The organism is Microcoleus sp. B4-C1 (assembly GCF_036705285.1).
Lineage (GTDB): Bacteria > Cyanobacteriota > Cyanobacteriia > Cyanobacteriales > Microcoleaceae > Microcoleus.
Genome location: NZ_JAUBUC010000061.1, coordinates 1 through 17,704, shown reverse-complemented (window position 1 = coordinate 17,704; position 17,704 = coordinate 1). Strand labels below are relative to the sequence as shown.

At 47.3% G+C, this 17,704-nt stretch carries 13 protein-coding genes; 7 read left to right on the top strand and 6 right to left on the bottom strand.

What is annotated here, in order from left to right; all coding sequences use genetic code 11:
- Window positions 1-137 precede the first annotated feature (137 nt).
- The gene (locus QUB26_RS22060; RefSeq protein WP_333243509.1) at window positions 138-1,247 is read left to right on the top strand and encodes an AI-2E family transporter; all 1,110 of its coding nucleotides are present in this window, start codon (window positions 138-140) and stop codon (window positions 1,245-1,247) included.
- Between the two features lie 535 nt (window positions 1,248-1,782).
- Here QUB26_RS22060 and QUB26_RS22055 read toward each other — a convergent pair.
- Window positions 1,783-2,718, bottom strand: coding sequence for an OmpA family protein (locus QUB26_RS22055; protein ID WP_333319723.1), 936 nt, complete (start codon window positions 2,716-2,718; stop codon window positions 1,783-1,785).
- A 240-nt stretch (window positions 2,719-2,958) separates the two neighbouring features.
- On the opposite strand from QUB26_RS22055, the gene QUB26_RS22050 reads away from it, so the two are divergent.
- Window positions 2,959-3,630, top strand: coding sequence for a hypothetical protein (locus tag QUB26_RS22050; RefSeq protein ID WP_333243517.1), 672 nt, complete (start codon window positions 2,959-2,961; stop codon window positions 3,628-3,630).
- Window positions 3,631-3,704: 74 nt separating this feature from the next.
- A complete protein-coding gene (locus tag QUB26_RS22045) occupies window positions 3,705-5,714 on the top strand; it encodes an abortive infection protein (protein WP_333319721.1) in 2,010 nt (669 codons plus the stop codon).
- A gap of 296 nt (window positions 5,715-6,010) precedes the next feature.
- Here the strand turns inward: QUB26_RS22045 and QUB26_RS22040 are convergent, their stop codons facing one another.
- From QUB26_RS22040 to QUB26_RS22020, 5 genes are all read right to left on the bottom strand, one after another.
- The gene (locus tag QUB26_RS22040; RefSeq protein ID WP_333243523.1) at window positions 6,011-7,183 is read right to left on the bottom strand and encodes a DUF4335 domain-containing protein; all 1,173 of its coding nucleotides are present in this window, start codon (window positions 7,181-7,183) and stop codon (window positions 6,011-6,013) included.
- 3 nt (window positions 7,184-7,186) lie between these two features.
- Window positions 7,187-7,813, bottom strand: a complete 627-nt coding sequence (locus QUB26_RS22035; protein ID WP_333243525.1) for a DUF3038 domain-containing protein — start codon at window positions 7,811-7,813, stop codon at window positions 7,187-7,189.
- Between the two features lie 82 nt (window positions 7,814-7,895).
- Window positions 7,896-8,018, bottom strand: a complete 123-nt coding sequence (locus QUB26_RS22030; protein WP_333302723.1) for a hypothetical protein — start codon at window positions 8,016-8,018, stop codon at window positions 7,896-7,898.
- A gap of 224 nt (window positions 8,019-8,242) precedes the next feature.
- Window positions 8,243-8,749: a hypothetical protein gene (locus QUB26_RS22025; RefSeq protein ID WP_333243527.1), complete on the bottom strand. Its 507-nt coding sequence runs from the start codon at window positions 8,747-8,749 to the stop codon at window positions 8,243-8,245.
- A gap of 63 nt (window positions 8,750-8,812) precedes the next feature.
- Window positions 8,813-11,026 (bottom strand): cation:proton antiporter domain-containing protein, encoded by a 2,214-nt coding sequence (locus QUB26_RS22020; protein WP_333243530.1) that lies wholly within the window; start codon window positions 11,024-11,026, stop codon window positions 8,813-8,815.
- Between the two features lie 572 nt (window positions 11,027-11,598).
- Here QUB26_RS22020 and rpsB point away from each other — a divergent pair.
- The 4 genes from rpsB to recG all read left to right on the top strand — a co-directional run bounded on the left by rpsB (window position 11,599) and on the right by recG (window position 17,488).
- Window positions 11,599-12,429 carry a 30S ribosomal protein S2 gene (gene rpsB / locus QUB26_RS22015; protein ID WP_333035195.1) on the top strand — a complete coding sequence of 277 codons (831 nt, stop codon included), beginning with the start codon at window positions 11,599-11,601 and terminating at the stop codon, window positions 12,427-12,429.
- 438 nt (window positions 12,430-12,867) lie between these two features.
- Window positions 12,868-13,527 carry a translation elongation factor Ts gene (gene tsf / locus QUB26_RS22010; protein ID WP_333081940.1) on the top strand — a complete coding sequence of 220 codons (660 nt, stop codon included), beginning with the start codon at window positions 12,868-12,870 and terminating at the stop codon, window positions 13,525-13,527.
- Window positions 13,528-13,817: 290 nt separating this feature from the next.
- The gene (locus QUB26_RS22005; RefSeq protein WP_333243533.1) at window positions 13,818-14,747 is read left to right on the top strand and encodes a hypothetical protein; all 930 of its coding nucleotides are present in this window, start codon (window positions 13,818-13,820) and stop codon (window positions 14,745-14,747) included.
- 227 nt (window positions 14,748-14,974) lie between these two features.
- Window positions 14,975-17,488: an ATP-dependent DNA helicase RecG gene (recG, locus tag QUB26_RS22000; protein ID WP_333243536.1), complete on the top strand. Its 2,514-nt coding sequence runs from the start codon at window positions 14,975-14,977 to the stop codon at window positions 17,486-17,488.
- The last annotated feature ends 216 nt before the right edge of the window (window positions 17,489-17,704 follow it).

The window sequence follows — 17,704 nt, the reverse complement described above, 5'->3', positions numbered from 1 at the left end:
TTTTGTGCCGATGTTACTTTTTATTATAATATGAGTAGGTTCGGGTTTTACCCGACATATATTTGGTAACTGAGAATATAAATAAACCCGCCCTGCGGGATGACATAAGCGCCAATACAAACCTTGATTACTTAATTATGTCAGAACAGCGGATTACCATTTCTTTACCTAACTTGCTGCTAATTGTAGCATCGTCCTTGCTGCTAGTGCTGCTGTGGCAATTGCGGAGCCTGCTAGTAATTCTGATGATATCAGTTGTGCTGGCTGCTTCGATCGTCCCGATCGTGAATTGGGCCCAAACGATGCGGGTTCCGCGCTGGCTGGCGGTGATTATGGTTTATTTAACTCTCATCGGCGGATTTAGCGGGACGGTAGTGTTAATCGGGCCCACGGTAATCGAACAAATAGAGTTACTGCTGCGGCAGTTACCAGTTTATGTCGAAAGTTTGCGAACTGTGGCAACTAATCTATTGAGTCGCTTGAGCGACGATGCCCCAACCTTGGTGGGTCTGGTGGACACTCAATCGCTGACTAATTGGCTGATTCGATCGAGCCAACAACTGGTTTTGCGATCGTACAGTTTAACGAGAGGCATTCTAGGCGGTGTCTTCAGCCTAGTTTTAGCATTATTTATTTCAGGTTACATGGTTGCGGACAGCGACACATTAATCAAAAGTTTGGTGCAATTTTTCCCGAAACCTTGGGACACAAGATTAGCCGCACAAGCCGCGCCAATCGGTCAAAGAATGGGGAGTTATATTCGCGGGCGAGTGTTAGTTTCGGGCATTTTAGGGATATTTATTACCACAGGTTTAAGCATTTTGGGAATGCCGGAATTTGCTTTAGGCTTGGGTGCGATCGCAGGTGTGACAAACTTGATTCCGTTCATCGGCCCAGTATTGGGAGCAGTACCAGCATTAATTGTAGCATTAGCTAAAGGTGGCTGGGTACTTTTGTGGGTATTACTGTTATTTGTAATTATCCAGAATTTAGAAACTTACGTCCTCGATCCTTTGCTGGTTGGTTCCTCGGTTGGTGTGCATCCTTTATATCAATTGCTGTCTGTATTGGGAGGCGTTCAAGTATTAGGAATTATTGGAGCTGTAATTGTGCCACCTTGGTTTGCGGGAGTAGCAGCTTTGATTGAAAACTTGTATTTAAAACCGAAACTTAGGAGCGAACATCGAGAGGCAATAGATCGGGCTAAAAATAATTCTGACTTGCCACCTCTTACACCTTCGGCGTGACAGCAGGGGAGAAGAGGAGAAGGGGAGTAGGGAATTGAAACATACAATTTATATCGTTTCTGTTGGCATCGGAATAATAATTTTCGGAGTTCAGCGCTTACGTGACCGATCGCGGGGACACTCGTACTTGGGTATAATTCCGTAGTTGCCAGGTTTGATCTTAAATTCAAAACAGCAATTTTAACATCCCAGAAGCCGTTCGATATCAAATCCGTTGGCATCGGAATTACTCATCTCTCTCTTCTCTTCCTCTGCGTCCTCTGTGCCCTCTGCGGTTAAATCATTCCGGTTCAACCGGATGTGATATGACCACGAATTTCAAAGGTGGTACCCGCCACGTGATTTATCCGTGGAATCAATCCAAAATCGAAAATCGAAAATCCTCAAGCCCCCGCATTTATCTCGCGCAAGTCAATCTAAAATCTAAAATCTAAAATCTAAAATCGATTGACTCCAATTATTCGATCGCTACCATTGACACTTCAACAGTATCTACAAGTCTGCCGACTGATAACTGATGACTGATGACTAAAAACTAAGGACTAATTGCCACCTCAATGCGGCGGTTGCGCTGCCGATTAGTATCAGAACTATTATCCACCGAAGGGCGACTTTCCCCATAGCCGATCGCCACCCAATGATACTTCTGACCGAGCACACCAGACAAATACTGCACCACCGCCTGAGCCCGCGCAAACGACACATTGCGATTATCCGCCGCTTCCCCCGCGTCGTCAGTGTGACCCGCAACCCGCACAGTTGCCCCCTCGTGATTGCCCAACTCCGCCACCAAATTGTCCAAAATCGCACTTGTTCCCGCGCGCAAAGAAATACTGCCAGTATCAAACAAAACATCGCTGGGCAGAGTCACCATCAGCCCATCCCCCCCAAACACCGGATTATTGGCATTCTGTGGGGCAGTATTGACCGTTTCAGGGTTCAGACTCGGGCTGCTGCCGATCGCGGGTAAAGCAGGGGCAATAGTTGCCGCCGTTTCCGGCCCCGCCAATTCCCGCGACATCAACTGCAAACGCTTTTCCAAAGTTTCCGTCGGGCGGCTGCTGCCCAACTGACTCTCCAAAGCCGCCGTGCGACCAATCAGCGCGTTGAGTTCGCCCTGCAACTGTCTCAAATCAGACTGCAATTTCTCTCTCTGGGCAGGACTGAGTTTTGACTGGGGAGTTGGTGTAGCGGTTGGTGGCGGGAGCGCCGGAATTTGCCTTGCTGGGGCGCGTTTCGGGCTGGAGGTCAAATTTTGAGTTACACGCAGCAATCTCTCTGCGATCGGCATCTCCGTCGCCCCTGACGGATAAATTTGAGCGATCGCCATCCCCAAAACCCACGCAAAACCGCTGCCCACCCCCAGCAGCAGCAGTCGAAAAATCAGCGACAGTACAAGCAAACCTTTTCCCCGCGACTTGGAGACGCGAGTGGGGGGGATTGAAGGTTTTTGGTTAAAAGATCGCGTCATATTTCATCCCTCTCCGTGTACAGACCACATTAATTTCGATACTATCTTACCTATCCGATTTGAAATTTGAGATTTGAGATTTGAGATTTGTCCTCCAATCTCAAATCTAAAAAAGAAACCCGGTTTCTATAAATCTGGGGTTTGGTGGCGAAGCATCGAGGCAGAAACCGGGTTTCTAGTTCGTTGCGTGCCAGCCTGAATCTGTTGGATAATTCAGTAAAACTTTTGGGAAAAAAACCGATGACTGACCCTTTAAATAGCCCTTATCCCGTTCCTTGGGAATGGATTAGTGCCACTCATGCTAAAGTGAGCTCCACTGCAGGCACAGGCCTCCGCTATTATCGCAGTCCATCCCTCGTATCAACTAACGGCCAATACGCAGCTTACAGTCGAATTGAGTTGCAAGTACAGCCGGAATTCGGCCGGTGTCGGGTTAGCAGCGTCATGTTTGTGGAAAATCTCAAAACCGGGGAACTGCAAACAGTGGCGGCTGCTTCGCCACTGGCCGAAAGTGGGATGTATGCTAGCGATGATACAGATATGTCTGGGACGATCGCCATTTTAGTGCCTGTTTCTTGGAATCAAGACGGTTCCCGGATTCTCGCCCGCGAATTTGAAGCACTTTTCAACTCTTCCGATATGTCCGACTACGGTGTCATTTGGGACAAAAATGATAATTATACTTATACCGTTGCTCCCGCTCGCAGTCTTTACACTCATGCTGTATTGTTGGGTTGGAGTCAAGTTTGTCCCGGAAAAGTTCTGTTCCGCGCCGGCAATTTGGGCGATCGATCTTGGCCTCTTTGTGCAGTGGATATGACAGGGCAAACGGTAGCAGTCACCGAGGACAAACCCCTAGTTTTCGGCAGTCAAGCCAGCACAGACTGGATCGAACCTAAAACTCGTTTTTAGATATTATGGCGGCATTTTCTTTAATCGGGCCAACAATTTTTTTACTGTCAGGTCAGTCTTTCAACCAATTCATTTTGACCCTAGGGCTGATAGTTCTGGCTGTTATTTCCTGCCTAACAGCTTTTATTTTTATTCGGATTTTCCTTAATTGGTTGCAGGCGAAATTGCAGGGCAACAGCCATTTGTTTATACGCTCCTTCACAAGAAACACTGGTCATTTAACCGCTAATGTTTCCCAACCTGAAAAGATTTTTTTAGAACCCCGATTCGTAGAAAGTGACGGCAATTTAACGGCTACTATTTTTGGAGAGAAAAGCGATATTTCAGCAACGCTTCAGCCGGAGATAATTTGCGATAATTCAGCATCCGTTGCCTATCTATACAAGCCGATCGCTCTTTGGCACGGCCGCTTAATTTTGCCCTCAAACGAACAGCGCCAGCCCTACGGTACAGTATTTTTTGAAGTAATAAATGCACCCAAAAAATATAAAAATTTTATTGGTAAAACAGCCTTTTTGAAATGGAGTACAAATCGCGAAGTACAGTTTTTTGTCCACGCAGTCAGTCAAGATATAAACTTCACACAAGAAACTCAAAAAAGTCAAAAATCTGGCAATATCCATCCAGATAGATTAAACGGCTGGCGAAATGTCGGCCCTTTAGAAACTCTAGCAGGCAGCAGACTTGAAGACAGCGTGACTGTGATGCTGCGGAGGCCGGTGATTGCGATTAATTATAGCAGCGGCGATCGCCATGAACTCACGATCGATCGCGAACCAGTACAAATTATCGGACGTTTCTGCGCCTTAGTCTCAATTTTACAGCGAAAAGAACGCGACAGCGACAAATTTATTGTCCGGCATTTCAACAAAACATCTCAACAATTTGACGGCGCCGCCGAAATCATTCGGATTCCACAAGTACAGCCAGACAAACATGGCGTAGCGAGGTCTACCAATCACCTGATCGAAAAATCGCCATTAAATCCAGACGGCTGGTACATTTACGGCGAAAGAGACGAAGACAGTATATTTGTAGTACAGGCAATCGAACCCCGCAAAATTGCCCAATTAATCCCAGATGAAACACATTTCGGACTAAAAAAATCTCTCGCTTATTTAAGCAACAAAAATTGGGAAAATACACCAGCCCAAAAAGGGCAAGCAAAAATAGTATTGTTAACCCCAAATGATGCTACAGAAAACGCTTCAATCTCTCCTTGGCAAGAAGGAGATATCGGGATAGTGATTCACAGTTTCGGGGGTATCGGCGGCAAAAAAGGCGAACGGCAACCCCTGGGAATTGTCACCGGACATTTTGCTTTCGGAGTAGCAAAAGTAGTGCGCGATCGCTTTACCAGCGAACTGCGTTTTGACATAGAATACAAACAAGTTTACGCCCACAATCCCGACGGAATTGTCGCCGGTTCCAGCAAATGGCAAAGCTACATGGGAGACTTGCAACGCGGCTGGTTGGGCGATCGCCCGGTTTGCGATATCATCTGTAAATTAGACTGCGTGTGTTGCGACTACGATTTTGACGGCATCACCTTGTCGCCTTTAACCGAATTAAACCAGCAGCTAGATATCATGATGGCCCGCTACCGCAGCGGAGACGGCACCGGCGCAAGTTTAGTCACGCCAGCAACTTCTTGCGTGCAAGATTCAAGTCAGGCAATTTACGCCACAATTAAAAAAATCACTTCCGAAATAGAGTCAAATCCTCAGATTCAAGACTGGCTGAAAACACATCCCACCGACGCACAAACCCAAAGATTTCACCAATTAGTAGCTTTAGGAGAGAGTTTAGAAAAAGTATTAATGCCCCTCGGAATTGTTCGTCCAGATTGGCGGAAAAATTCGACATTGGCGGGGATTGATGCGGAACTGAAAAAAACCTTTTTTGCAGGTATAGCAACCATGATAAAAACTGCTATTAGTTACCGAACAATGCTGCCGAGGCGAACCCAAGATGAAATAGCCAAAGTTTTATTAAAACAAGGAGCTTTTTTGTGGATAATTCGCACAAATCAAGTTGGAGGATTTGACCCAGACATTAAGCCGATCGCACCAACAGGGTTTTGAATCAGCAATCGGTTTCTAGATGATTCGGCGATTTAAATCGCTACTAGAAAAACCAAGTCTGCCTCCCCAGACTAAGAGATTGATATCATGTCCGGTCAATTACCCTGATTCCTGTAGGGGCGGGTTCACCAACAATATTTGCTAAAAACCGACAATCTCAAAAACCCGCCCCGGCAATTGTATTATGCGCGATCGATCGGACATGGTATGAGGCAGCATTTAAGCGGGAGTTGGTATCAGTCAACAGTCAACCGTTAACAGTCAACAGTCAACCGTTAACAGTCAACAGTTAACCATTACCAAGGAGTGACTTGAACAGTGCCGTCTGGTGCCAAAACTACGCGGAAATCAGCCAGCGGTTCCGCAGGTGTCCTGGTGCCAACCGGTTGGTAAAGCAACTCCGACAAAGGCGTTTCGGATCGATCGACTGCTGCCGAATTTTCCGGCTTGTAACCGACAATCGCCCCGTCTGGGGCCACACTCACCCGATAAACCAACTCCGCATCAACCGGAGGCTTATCCTTCACAACTCCGTCAATTTGCTGGGAAAGTTTGCCCCTCAACAGGTCAATTTCCCCTGGATCTGTAATTGGCACCGCTGCCACATCTGGGCTTGCCAAACCTTCAGCAACAGGACTGGGCGTGCTTTCCGGCGAAGTGCTCGACTGCGGTGTGGCGCTAGGTGAAGCGTCCGGCTGCGGCGCGGGGATCGGAGTCGGCGAAAGCGATTCAGCGTTCGGAGTTTGAGTCCCCGGCAGCAAACCGTCAGCAGGGGGCGTGGGATTGGGATTAGGCGAACCCGATCCGCCCGGATTCGGCGTCCCCTGATTCTGGCCCGCTGGATTGGGCTGCGGCACCGGATCTCTCTGGCGCTGGACTTCCGGCACCGGCACCAAGAAAAACGCCATCGCAGCCAAAGCCAAACTCGACACCCCCACGACAGCAGGTAAAGTCCGCTTCGCCAAAGGTTCGGCCGACTTGATATAACGCCTGGAAATTGGGGTTAATTGCAGCGACAATTCCGGCAGTGTCTGCGTGTCGGCAAAAAACTGATCGATCGCCTCTACCAAGTCAAATAGCTGTACCGTTGTCAAATCAACTTTTGCCGACAGTTCTGTTTTTTGATCGATTTGGGTGGCGCTGCCTGTGGAGGCGGGTAGAACGGTCAACCGATGCACATTCCCGTCAATTCTGTGTAACTGCACCATACCCACATTCGGGCCGTAGCGATCGGGATAATGCACTCCGCTCATAAATTCTTGAGCGTAGCTGCTGACTGCCCTCACCAAGCTTTCAAAAAAGTCTCGTCCCCCGCTTAGGGGCTCGCCGAGACCTGTCACATAGCATTCAGCGCTCATTAATATGGAAAGCACCGGCCGTATATCTAAGTGGCTGGCTGCCGATCCATCGCTCAACCCTTCTAGAACGAGGGTGCAATTTGGCAGACTGTACTGACGCCTAATAGTCATTTTTTATTCAACTTCTCCATCAAACAGGCTAACCCAGAAGCGCTGCATTCCGGCTGTGCCTGTACAAAATAGCAGTTTGCTCAACAAGTTCAAAGCTAGTTCGTTGAGCTTGTCGTCGGAATCGTAAGCTGCAACGAGCGATCGCTTGGGGTTCATGCGCGATCGAAAGTGAGCTCGAAAGCGTTCTAAATACTCCGCCAGCGGCTGGTTCTGGTTGAGGGGGATATTTTTCGATCGCAACTGCTGGGAGTCTAGCAGCAACTGCCGAATTGTGGCGGTTAACTTGCGCGCCATATTACAGGCGATCGCCACCAGCGCTTTTGCCTCCACAATGGTAAGGGAGCGGCGCTGGGTATAGCGTCTCAGCGGGTTAGTATTACGCATCAGCCAAAGGGCAACCCGATTTTTGATAATTGATTCCAATTCCAGGTCCCTTGACACAGCCAGCATTTCTTCTGCACCTCCGAGATACAAGGCTTCGATCGCCAGCAACATCAAGTCAATTTGCAATCTGGCTCGGCGGGAACATCCCCCATCGGAGGGCGACAAGTCTGGCAAACTGTCTAAAATCAAGGGGTTTGACTGGGTAAGCGAAGTTTCTGACGGCATTAATATCACGGCAACATCCATTCCAAACAAACTATACGGGCACGGGGGGTCTTGAGCAAGACAAATTCTCAACCAAGAACTTCTCTGGGATACTTTATTTTTATCATTGACTTTTAGGTATATTTTCTAATTTAGCAGCAACCGACCGTCGCGGGCGAGCTCCGGCGGCAGGAGTTCGATCGCCCACTCCCCCACCCCGCCGCAGCTTTGTGATTCCTTGCTTCATCAGGGGAGAAGGGGAGAGTCAATCGATTGCGCGATTTTAGATTTTAGATTTTAGATTTTAGAATTGAAGCATTGATCCCACGGATAAATTCTGGGGTTCCTTTATCGGATACAGGTTTTTTATTTCTGGACGGATGAATTACGTGGCGGGTATCCTGGATGCTTTCGGTCGGAAAGCGACAAAGAATTACCCATTTCCCATTTCTTATTCTCTATTGGGATCAATCAATGTTGCTGCTTCTGGGGTTGCACCGCCGCTTCTCTTTGAGCCGTAAAATCAGTAGCCGCCGTCTTATCAGTTAGACTAATTTTTCCCTTGAGGCTTTCTTGCTCGACAATTCCGCGCATTTTAACAGAACTGTTTTGACCGGTTGTTGTGGAGTCCCTGCAACCCGCTAAATTAGGAACCGCACCCGACAAGTTCAATCCTTGAGTTTCCCACTTACCCAATAGATAAGGTTTCTCTTCGGCTGTTTTTTCCCTGCCCTCCCTGCTGCCCGATCGCAAATTACCGCTCAAATAAACACCCGATTGCTCGATTGTCAATACCAAAACATCAGAATTCAGACATTCGGGCAAACTTTTAGGATCGAAGCGATAATTTCCTGCAATTGCCGGGGCCGCCTTTAAATTTGCTTCCCCGTAAGCAGTTACTACTTTAAACAGCAGTGAAACTGAGCCGATCGCAATCCCGTAAAATGCCAGTGATTTGAGGCTTAAATGATTCATCATCTTGGTAATTGGTAATTGGTAATCGGTAATTGGGTAAAATGCCCAGTGCGCCCCTACTCATGACTAATACTGAGTAGTTTGACTGAGTACCGATGCCAAGTGCGATCGCACTTTAACGTAGCACCGCGCAATCAGCAGCGAAGAATGACACTGCACAGCCAATTCATCAGTATACTGTCCCAAAGTTTGGCGCTCAATTCCCCACTCCCGACTCGTACCCGCAATAGTTAAATCAGCATTAGCAGAAGCCGCTACTACTGCTTGAATTGGCTCAGCAGCCTCCACAATCGGAGTCTCAATGCGCGATCGCACCTCAACCGGTAACTGATCCATCACTCGCCCAAACTCGTAACTCAGATTGTTTTCAGCTTCCCCGTCAACCGCCACCCGCAGCACCGTCAAACGGCGTTCCTCGCTATTAACTAACAGTCTCAGCGCCAATTCTAACCCCAAATCATCGTGAATGTTTGCCGCGTAAGGTACTAACAAGTTATTCAAATTTTCCCTGCCTCTGTCAACAAAAATTGCTACATCCACCTTAGCGTTGCTGAGAATTTGGCCGACACGTCCTCCCAAACGGTTGCTGCTAAAAGTAGGTCTGTGCCATCCTAATAAAATCAAATCTGCGCGATCTATTTCCGCAATTTGTGCCGTTTCCCGCGCTACATCATTAGTAACCCGAATGATCGGATGTACTAACTTTTGTGCCTCCGGCAGTTCCAAACTCTCAATCAATTCTGATAATTTCGAGCGGCGCTCGTGAATAATGCGATCGGCTTCCGCAGGCGTACTTTCAAAAGCATAGTCATCATTTAATTCTATCAAACTCAGAGGATGAACCGCCGCCGACTTTAAATCATCACCGCCCCTACCAGCAGCCGGCTGCGCCAGCGCTACCGCTAGTCGCAGTAAACCTTTCTGCGTGCTGGGATTGGCAACAGGTACTAAAATTCGATAAGTGGGCAGCAATTTGCTAGCAGTTTCTTCGCTGCTGTCAGCAATTTGTGAATCTTCTAATTCTGAATCCTCAGAGTTAACTTCTGAAATATCTAATCTAATTAACCGTTTTGGATAAGTCCACTCCAACAGCGGCGAAGTCATAAAAGTTGTCACTAAAGCCATGATGACTAACATCGTAAATAGTAGCGGCGACACTACGCCCAAGGAAAGACCGATATTCAGCACAATTAGTTCAGTCAAACCGCGAGTATTCATCAGCCATCCCAGCGCTGAAGCTTCGCGGTTGCTGATGCCACAAATTCGCGCCGCAACGTAAGTGCCGAGGTATTTGCCGACAATTGCCACTCCTAAAACTGCGGCGCACAGCAGCCACAATTCGGGACTGTTGAGCAAGCCGATTTCAGTCCGCAAGCCGCTGTAAGCAAAAAATATTGGCAGCAGAAATATTAGTACAAAGTCTTCGGTTTTTTCAGCTAATTCTCTGGTTAATCCCGCATTTTTCGGCATAACAGCACCCAGCAAAAATGCACCGAAAATTAAATGAATGCCGATCCATTCAGTAATTAAGGCAGAAGCTACAACTCCCATGTAAATTCCCGAAAGCACTAACTGTGTTAATCTGCCAGTGCGGTTGTACTGTTTGGAAAGTCGCTGCAAGAACCAGCGGACTACAGTCAGCATGAAACCGATGTAAATTAAAGATTGAATAATTGTCGGCAAAGCGCCAAGCATGGAGTTAGTTCGCGTAACTGCGATCGCCACCGCTAACAAACACCACGCCGTCACGTCATCTACCGCAGCGCAAGTCAGGGCCAGCGTCCCCAATTTTGTATTCTGCAAGTTGTGTTCTGTAATAATTCTTGCCAGCACCGGAAAGGCAGTAATTGACATCGCAGCGCCCAAAAACAAAGCAAAGGCGGTAAAGGAAACGCTATTATTTGAAACGATGGGATACAGCAGCAGTGCGAGCAAGCTTCCCAGGGAAAACGGCACTAGAATGCTGACGTGGGAAGTTAAAATCGCTATATCTAAATTGCTTTTGAGGTACTTGGGATTCAATTCCAAACCAATCAAGAACATGAAAAAAATCAGCCCCACCTCAGACAACACATTGAGGAAGGGAACGGCTTCGGCTGGAAAAAGTGCAGTTGCGGTGGCAGGTGCAACTAAGCCAAATAGAGAAGGCCCAAGCATAATTCCTGCTACAATTTCTCCAATGACTTGAGGTTGTTTGATCGCTCGAAATCCTAAACCTACAAGTCTCGAAAGTGCGATAACAATTAGAACTTCAAGCAGGACGAGAATGGGTATGGGCATGGCGTTTTTAGCTTGGGGATTTTTGCGGATCGAGAGGGCAAGGTACTAAAGCTGACTGAATTGCCGATCGAAAAAAATGGATACCAGCTCGATCGAAGGTAGAAGGTACCAGAGGCGCACCAACAAGGCCATTCTCTCACAAGCCAACAAAGGCTTTGGCAACCTCCCACCTGGATTTTTCGTTTTTTAGAAGCGCTTGTAAGTAACTTTAACCGCACCGTGCGTACCCCGCACCCAACCCGCGCCCTAAATCTCACCTCCGGGTGCCCACCGCCCATTTAAACTCACATCTTGCACCATTCTCAATTACTTGTTTAGGAACAGGCTTTTCGGCCTGTTCCACAAGAAAACTCATTCTTTGTGGAACGGGCATCTTGCCCGTTCTCGACAATGGTGCAACATCTGAGTTTAAACCTAGTGATATAAAATTGTCAGAAAAAGTAGCGCGCGCTGTGATAAACTAGAAAAGTTGTTTAAATTCGCACATCCGGGTTTTCGGGTGTTTCTAGGGCGCAAACCTTCAGAAATACGACCGGGTGGAGGATTAACCCGAATTAGGAGTTAAAAATACAATGCCAGTAGTCAGTTTGGCTCAAATGTTAGAGTCAGGGGTTCACTTCGGACACCAAACCCGTCGGTGGAACCCGAAAATGTCTCCATACATTTTTACAGAGCGCAACGGGGTTCACATCATCGACCTCGTGCAAACCGCTCAGCTTATGGAAGACGCCTACGAGTACATGAGAGTTGCCTCAGAAAAAGGCAAAAAGTTTTTGTTCGTGGGTACGAAGCGCCAAGCTGCCGGGATTGTAGCCCAAGAAGCTCAACGCTGCGGTGCTTATTACGTCAACCAGCGCTGGCTGGGGGGAATGCTCACCAACTGGACGACGATTAAGTCCCGCGTGGAGCGCCTCAAGGATTTGGAGCGTCGCGAGGAAATCGGCGCCCTGGATTTGCTGCCGAAAAAAGAAGCTTCGGTACTGCGCCGAGAAATGGCAAAACTCCAGAAATATCTGGGCGGGATTAAGTCTATGCGGAAGATTCCCGACGGAGTGGTGCTGGTAGACCAACGCCGCGAGTATAATGCGGTGTTGGAATGCCAAAAGTTGGGAATTCCGATCGTCTCTCTGTTGGATACCAACTGCGACCCGGATTTGGTTGACATTGCGATTCCGGCGAATGACGATGCTATTCGATCGATCAAGCTGATTGTCGGCAAGTTGGCTGATGCCATCTACGAAGGTCGTCATGGTCAGCAGGGCGGCGACTCTGAGGAAGACTACGACTACGAAGGTGGTTACGAAGGCGCTGAATATGATGTCGAAATCGAAGAATTGGATGACCCCGATTATGTAGATCCCGACGACGCTGCTGAGGCCGAGGGCGAAGAAACCGAGAGCTAGTATTGCCATCGGAATCTGACACCAGGAAATTAAAAATTAAAGATTGAAAATTAAAAATAATTATTATTTTTAGTTGGATATTTTTAATTTTTAATTATACATATAGCAATCCTTGCAGGAGTCGTAAATTTTTTACCCCACCCCAGCCCTCCCCTTACCAAGGGGAGGGAGTAAGAAATTCAGAAATGATGCGAGGATTGCTATAGCACGAGTCTAAGTCATTAGTAGAGCTCTGGCAAAAGCATTCATTGTGTCAGGGCCAGAATTAATTCTGGCGCTACACCTACAAAGTCGGTACTAAAATCGACTGGGTATTTCTTCACTCTGGTCTAATCATTAACATTAAAATTAGTGACTAATGACTGATGACTAATGACTGATGACTAATGACTGATGACTAATGACTAATAACTAATTTTGATTGGGAACTTAAAGAAGATGGCGGACATATCTGCAAAACTTGTTAAAGAACTGCGCGAAAAAACTGGCGCGGGCATGATGGACTGCAAAAAAGCCCTCGTTGAAAACGAAGGCAATATGGAAACATCCATTGAGTGGCTGCGGAAAAAAGGTCTGGCTTCGGCGGGTAAAAAAGGTGGACGAGTTGCCTCAGAAGGGCTTGTAGGTAGCTACATTCACACCGGCGGCCGCGTGGGAGTGCTGGTAGAAGTTAACTGCGAAACAGATTTTGTGGCACGTCGCGAAGAATTCCAAAAGTTGGTGCGGGATATTGCGATGCAAATTGCAGCTTGCCCGAATGTGGAATACGTGAAAGTTGAAGATATCCCCGCCGAAGTTGTCGAAAGAGAAAAGGCAATTGAAATGGGCAAAGATGACTTGGGCAACAAGCCGGAAAACATCAAAGAAAAGATTGTTCTAGGGCGGATTGAGAAGCGCATGAAAGAGTTATCTTTGATGGATCAGCCTTTTATTAAAGATCAGAATATCTCGGTGGAAGAGTTGGTGAAACAAACGATCGCCCAAATTGGAGAAAATATCCAAGTGCGCCGCTTCGTGCGTTTTGTCTTGGGCGAAGGCATTGAAAAGGTAGAAGCTAACTTTGCCGATGAAGTGGCAGCCCAAATGGGTGTTCAATAATCCCAATTAAGATTGAGAATTAAAAATTAAAAATGTGAAAACTTGATTTTTTGCATTTTTAATTTTTAATTTTTATAGGACTTATGGACAGACTATATTTGTAGGCCGATCACTGCAAGCCTTACTACTACAGACAGCGTAAAAAGTGAAAATTTGCGTAAGTCTTAAGCTGTTGTGCATTTAAATTTTTTGTTGAGGGCGGGATCGGCTGCCGACGCCACAAAAGTGAAAATTTATTTGACCATGGAATTTAAAAGTGGATTAGCTTATTTTAATTTTATACGAGAGATATGGTGCGACCAAGAGAGAGAATAGAGCAAGATTTGGCAGGACTCGAAGAGGCTTTAGCAGCCTTGAATATGGAGTTTCGCAGTACCTACGATGGTTATTTAACTGCGTTGGGACAAGCGGTGCGACAGCAGTTAATTTTGGCTTGCTATCACCTTTGCACTCAAGCAGTACCGGAGTCGTTTCTCAAGTTGTCCTTCGAGGGGCGGCAAAAAATGCAGCAGTCTGTAAAGGCTTTGGCTGCGGCGTCGGAGGAAAAATTGCGATCGCTGGTGACTGAATCACAAGCAGAGGAAGAAATAGAGGAAGAGGAAGAGGAAGACGACTTCGATGAAGAGGAAGACGAAGACGACTTCGATGAAGAGGAAGATGAAGCAGACGACAAGGAAGAAGACGAAAAGGAAAAAAACCCAGTTTCCGCCATTAACTATCTATTTTCCTTGGCAAATTATCAATTGCCAAGTGCCAATTCGCCAGAAAGTTTGGCACGCTGGCAAAATAGTATTGAAAAGTCGATCGTCCATATACTCAAGCTGCTTTCTCGCGACACCAACCGCTTGCTGCAACAGTCGGGAATCTTGCCGAGTCAATTACCAGAACCGGTTCTAGAAGCTGCTTCTCAAGCTGAATCCTCCGGCGATAGTGTTGCCGGGCCGCCTAACTTATTAAACTTAATCATTGAAACCGATGCCTCATCAGCATCGCGAAAACTGGCCGCAACCTTTGGTAGTAGGGCACTGCACATTACAGCGATTAAACTGCGGCTGTCGGAAATAGAGTTTGCCGATGCGGGAACCTCGGCTTGGCGTCAGCAAATTCGTAACCTGTCTGTCAAGTTGAACTCGCTGGGCCGCGATTACCAGAAAAAGCAGCGGGAACTTGCTGTGGTGGAGGCTGAGTCGGCTTGGCGATCGAGTTGGTTTGAAGATTAGTCAGTTGTTAGTTGACAGTTGACAGTTGACAGTTGTCAGTTGTCAGTTGTCAGTTGACAGTTGACAGTTGTCAGTTGACAGTTGTCAGTTGTCAGTTGACAGTTGTCAGTTGTCAGTTGTCGGGAATTCTTGAGCTATGATTAATAACTAATGACTAACGACTAATGACTAATGACCAATGACCAATGACTAATGACTAATGACTAATGACTAATAACTAATGACTGATGACTAATAATCAACCCGAATGGCAGCGATTGCAAAAAGCTCTTTCAGTAGAAGCCGATCGCGGATTTAACGACATCCAAGGCAGTCAATACCGCTTCAGCGAGTTTCTGGGCCTGAGTTTGAGACAGTTGGCAGGTTCTGTGGCGGCTTCTTCGCGCGATCGAGCCAGACAACTAGCCGCTGAATTTGACATCTACCCTCAGAAGGATCTCGAACAGCGCCAACATTCGATCGCCATTACGGTCAGTTTTTTGAGGCAAATGGAGCAAGTTTGGGAACAAGAAACTCGCCACCAGCAAGAACCAGCAAGACAAGTCAGACCCGCAAACGCAAACGCTTCTGAACCAACCGCCCCAGCAGTTTCCGTTCCCCGAACAGCACCCCTGAGTACAGCACCTGCCCCACCAAGCCTGACTCTCGACCAACAGTTAACCCGCGTCACCGGCATCGGCCCCGCCAACGGCAACCGCTTGGCAAAACTGGGTTTATACACTGTATATGACTTGCTTTACTACTATCCCCGCAACCACATCGACTATGCAAAGCAAGTACAAATTCGCGAGCTAATAGCTGGGGAAACTGTCACTTTAATCGCTGAAGTAAAGCGCTGCAATTGCTTTTCTAGTCCGAAGAATAAGAAATTAACCATATTAGAAGTAATTTTAAAAGACCGCACCGGAGAGATAAAAATTAGTCGTTTTTTTGCAGGCCCTCGCTATAGTAATCGCGGTTGGCAAGAATTCAAAAAGCGGGAGTATTGTACAGGTGCGGTGCTGGCAGCTTCCGGGTTGGTGAAGCAGGGTAAATATGGAATTACTTTAGAAAATCCTGAATTAGAAGTATTAGACGACTCCGGCGGTGCGATCGAATCAATGAAAGTCGGTCGCCTGATACCAGTTTATCCGCTAACGGAGGGAGTGGATGCTGGTTCGGTGAGACGATCGATTTTGGCTGCAATGCCGGCGGCGAAAATGTTGCCAGAATCGCTACCAGAGGATTTGCGCCAGCGTTACGGTTTAATGGGTTTAGCCGATTCCGTAACTAATATTCACTTTCCGCTCGATCGAGATTGTTTGGCCGCCGCCCGCCGTCGCTTAGTTTTTGACGAATTTTTCTACCTGCAATTAGGGCTTTTAAAGCGCCGCCAAACCCAAAGAAAAGCTCAAGCTAGTGCAGTCATCCTTCCTACTGGCAAATTGATCGAACATTTTTATGAAATCTTGCCTTTTGCCTTGACTAATGCTCAGGAAAGAGTCATCAATGACATCCTCAACGATTTAGCTTCGTCGCAACCGATGAATAGATTAGTGCAAGGCGATGTCGGCGCTGGCAAAACCGTAGTAGCTGTGGTGGCAATGCTAGCAGCAATTCAATCCGGCTATCAAGCCGCTTTAATGGCGCCGACTGAAGTTTTAGCAGAACAGCATTACCGGAAATTGGTAGGTTGGTTTAACTTGATGCACTTGTCTGTTGAACTGTTAACAGGTTCGACAAAAATAGCAAAGCGCCGGGAAATTCACAGCCAGTTAGAAACCGGAGAATTGCCCGTTTTAGTGGGAACTCACGCACTTATTCAAGATACGGTAAATTTCCATAAATTGGGTTTGGCGGTAATTGACGAACAGCACAGATTCGGTGTGCAGCAGCGCGCTAAATTGCAGCAAAAAGGCGAAGCTCCCCACGTTTTGACGATGACGGCAACTCCCATTCCCCGGACGCTGGCGCTGACGCTGCACGGGGATTTAGATGTGAGTCAAATTGATGAACTTCCCCCCGGCAGGCAGGCTATTCAAACCACTGTACTGTCTGCCAAAGAACGCATACAAGCTTACGATTTGATTCGGCGGGAAGTGGCGAGCGGGCGTCAAGTTTATGTGGTGCTACCACTGGTGGAGGAGTCGGAAAAGTTGGATGTGCGATCGGCAATTGAGGAAAAAGAGAAACTTGAAAAAAGTGTATTTCCTGAGTTTAAGGTGGGTTTGCTCCACGGTAGAATGAGCAGTGCCGACAAAGATGACGCAATTTCTAAGTTTCGGGACAAAGAAACGGATATTTTAGTATCTACTACTGTCGTCGAGGTGGGAGTAGACGTGCCGAATGCCACGGTAATGCTGATTGAAAATTCTGAGCGTTTTGGACTGTCGCAACTGCACCAGTTGCGGGGTAGAGTTGGTCGGGGCAGCAACCGTTCTTATTGTTTGTTAATGCCCGGTTCCAAAACGGCGGAAGCTATGCAGAGAATGAAGGTTTTAGAACAATCTCAAGATGGCTTTTTTATTGCGGAAATGGACATGAGATTGCGCGGGCCTGGTCAGGTTTTGGGAACTCGGCAGTCGGGTTTGCCTGATTTTGCTTTGGCGAGTTTGGTGGAGGATCAGGAGGTTTTGGAGTTGGCGAGGGCGGCGGCTCAAATGGTAATTGAGAATGATGAAAGTTTGAATCAGTGGCCGGTGGTGCGGGATGAATTGGAGCGCAGATATCAGCGGATGATGAGTGGGTCTATTTTGACTTAGATAGTTTTGAACGCAGCAACGGGGTTTTTAATAATATTTTGTAGTGGCCGGTTAAGCAAAGATATATCAAAGCTGCCAGTTTATTGCTGCACTCAGCCCCCCTCCTCCCCACAGGGAGGTTTATTTGCACCTACTTAGGAATGAGAATTAAATAACTTCCACTCTTGAAAGTGGGATGGGCGTCCCGCCCGTCCGTTTTGGACGGGCGGGACGCCC

Excerpts from the sequence above, each read along its gene's own strand:
- QUB26_RS22060 (WP_333243509.1), top strand. The coding sequence starts at position 138 with ATGTCAGAACAGCGGATTACCATTTCTTTACCTAACTTGCTGCTAATT.
- QUB26_RS22055 (WP_333319723.1), bottom strand. The coding sequence starts at position 2,718 with ATGACGCGATCTTTTAACCAAAAACCTTCAATCCCCCCCACTCGCGTC.
- QUB26_RS22050 (WP_333243517.1), top strand. The coding sequence starts at position 2,959 with ATGACTGACCCTTTAAATAGCCCTTATCCCGTTCCTTGGGAATGGATT.
- QUB26_RS22040 (WP_333243523.1), bottom strand. The coding sequence starts at position 7,183 with ATGACTATTAGGCGTCAGTACAGTCTGCCAAATTGCACCCTCGTTCTA.
- QUB26_RS22035 (WP_333243525.1), bottom strand. The coding sequence starts at position 7,813 with ATGGATGTTGCCGTGATATTAATGCCGTCAGAAACTTCGCTTACCCAG.
- QUB26_RS22030 (WP_333302723.1), bottom strand. The coding sequence starts at position 8,018 with ATGAAGCAAGGAATCACAAAGCTGCGGCGGGGTGGGGGAGTGGGCGAT.
- QUB26_RS22025 (WP_333243527.1), bottom strand. The coding sequence starts at position 8,749 with ATGATGAATCATTTAAGCCTCAAATCACTGGCATTTTACGGGATTGCG.
- QUB26_RS22020 (WP_333243530.1), bottom strand. The coding sequence starts at position 11,026 with ATGCCCATACCCATTCTCGTCCTGCTTGAAGTTCTAATTGTTATCGCA.
- rpsB (WP_333035195.1), top strand. The coding sequence starts at position 11,599 with ATGCCAGTAGTCAGTTTGGCTCAAATGTTAGAGTCAGGGGTTCACTTC.
- tsf (WP_333081940.1), top strand. The coding sequence starts at position 12,868 with ATGGCGGACATATCTGCAAAACTTGTTAAAGAACTGCGCGAAAAAACT.
- QUB26_RS22005 (WP_333243533.1), top strand. The coding sequence starts at position 13,818 with ATGGTGCGACCAAGAGAGAGAATAGAGCAAGATTTGGCAGGACTCGAA.
- recG (WP_333243536.1), top strand. The coding sequence starts at position 14,975 with ATGACTAATAATCAACCCGAATGGCAGCGATTGCAAAAAGCTCTTTCA.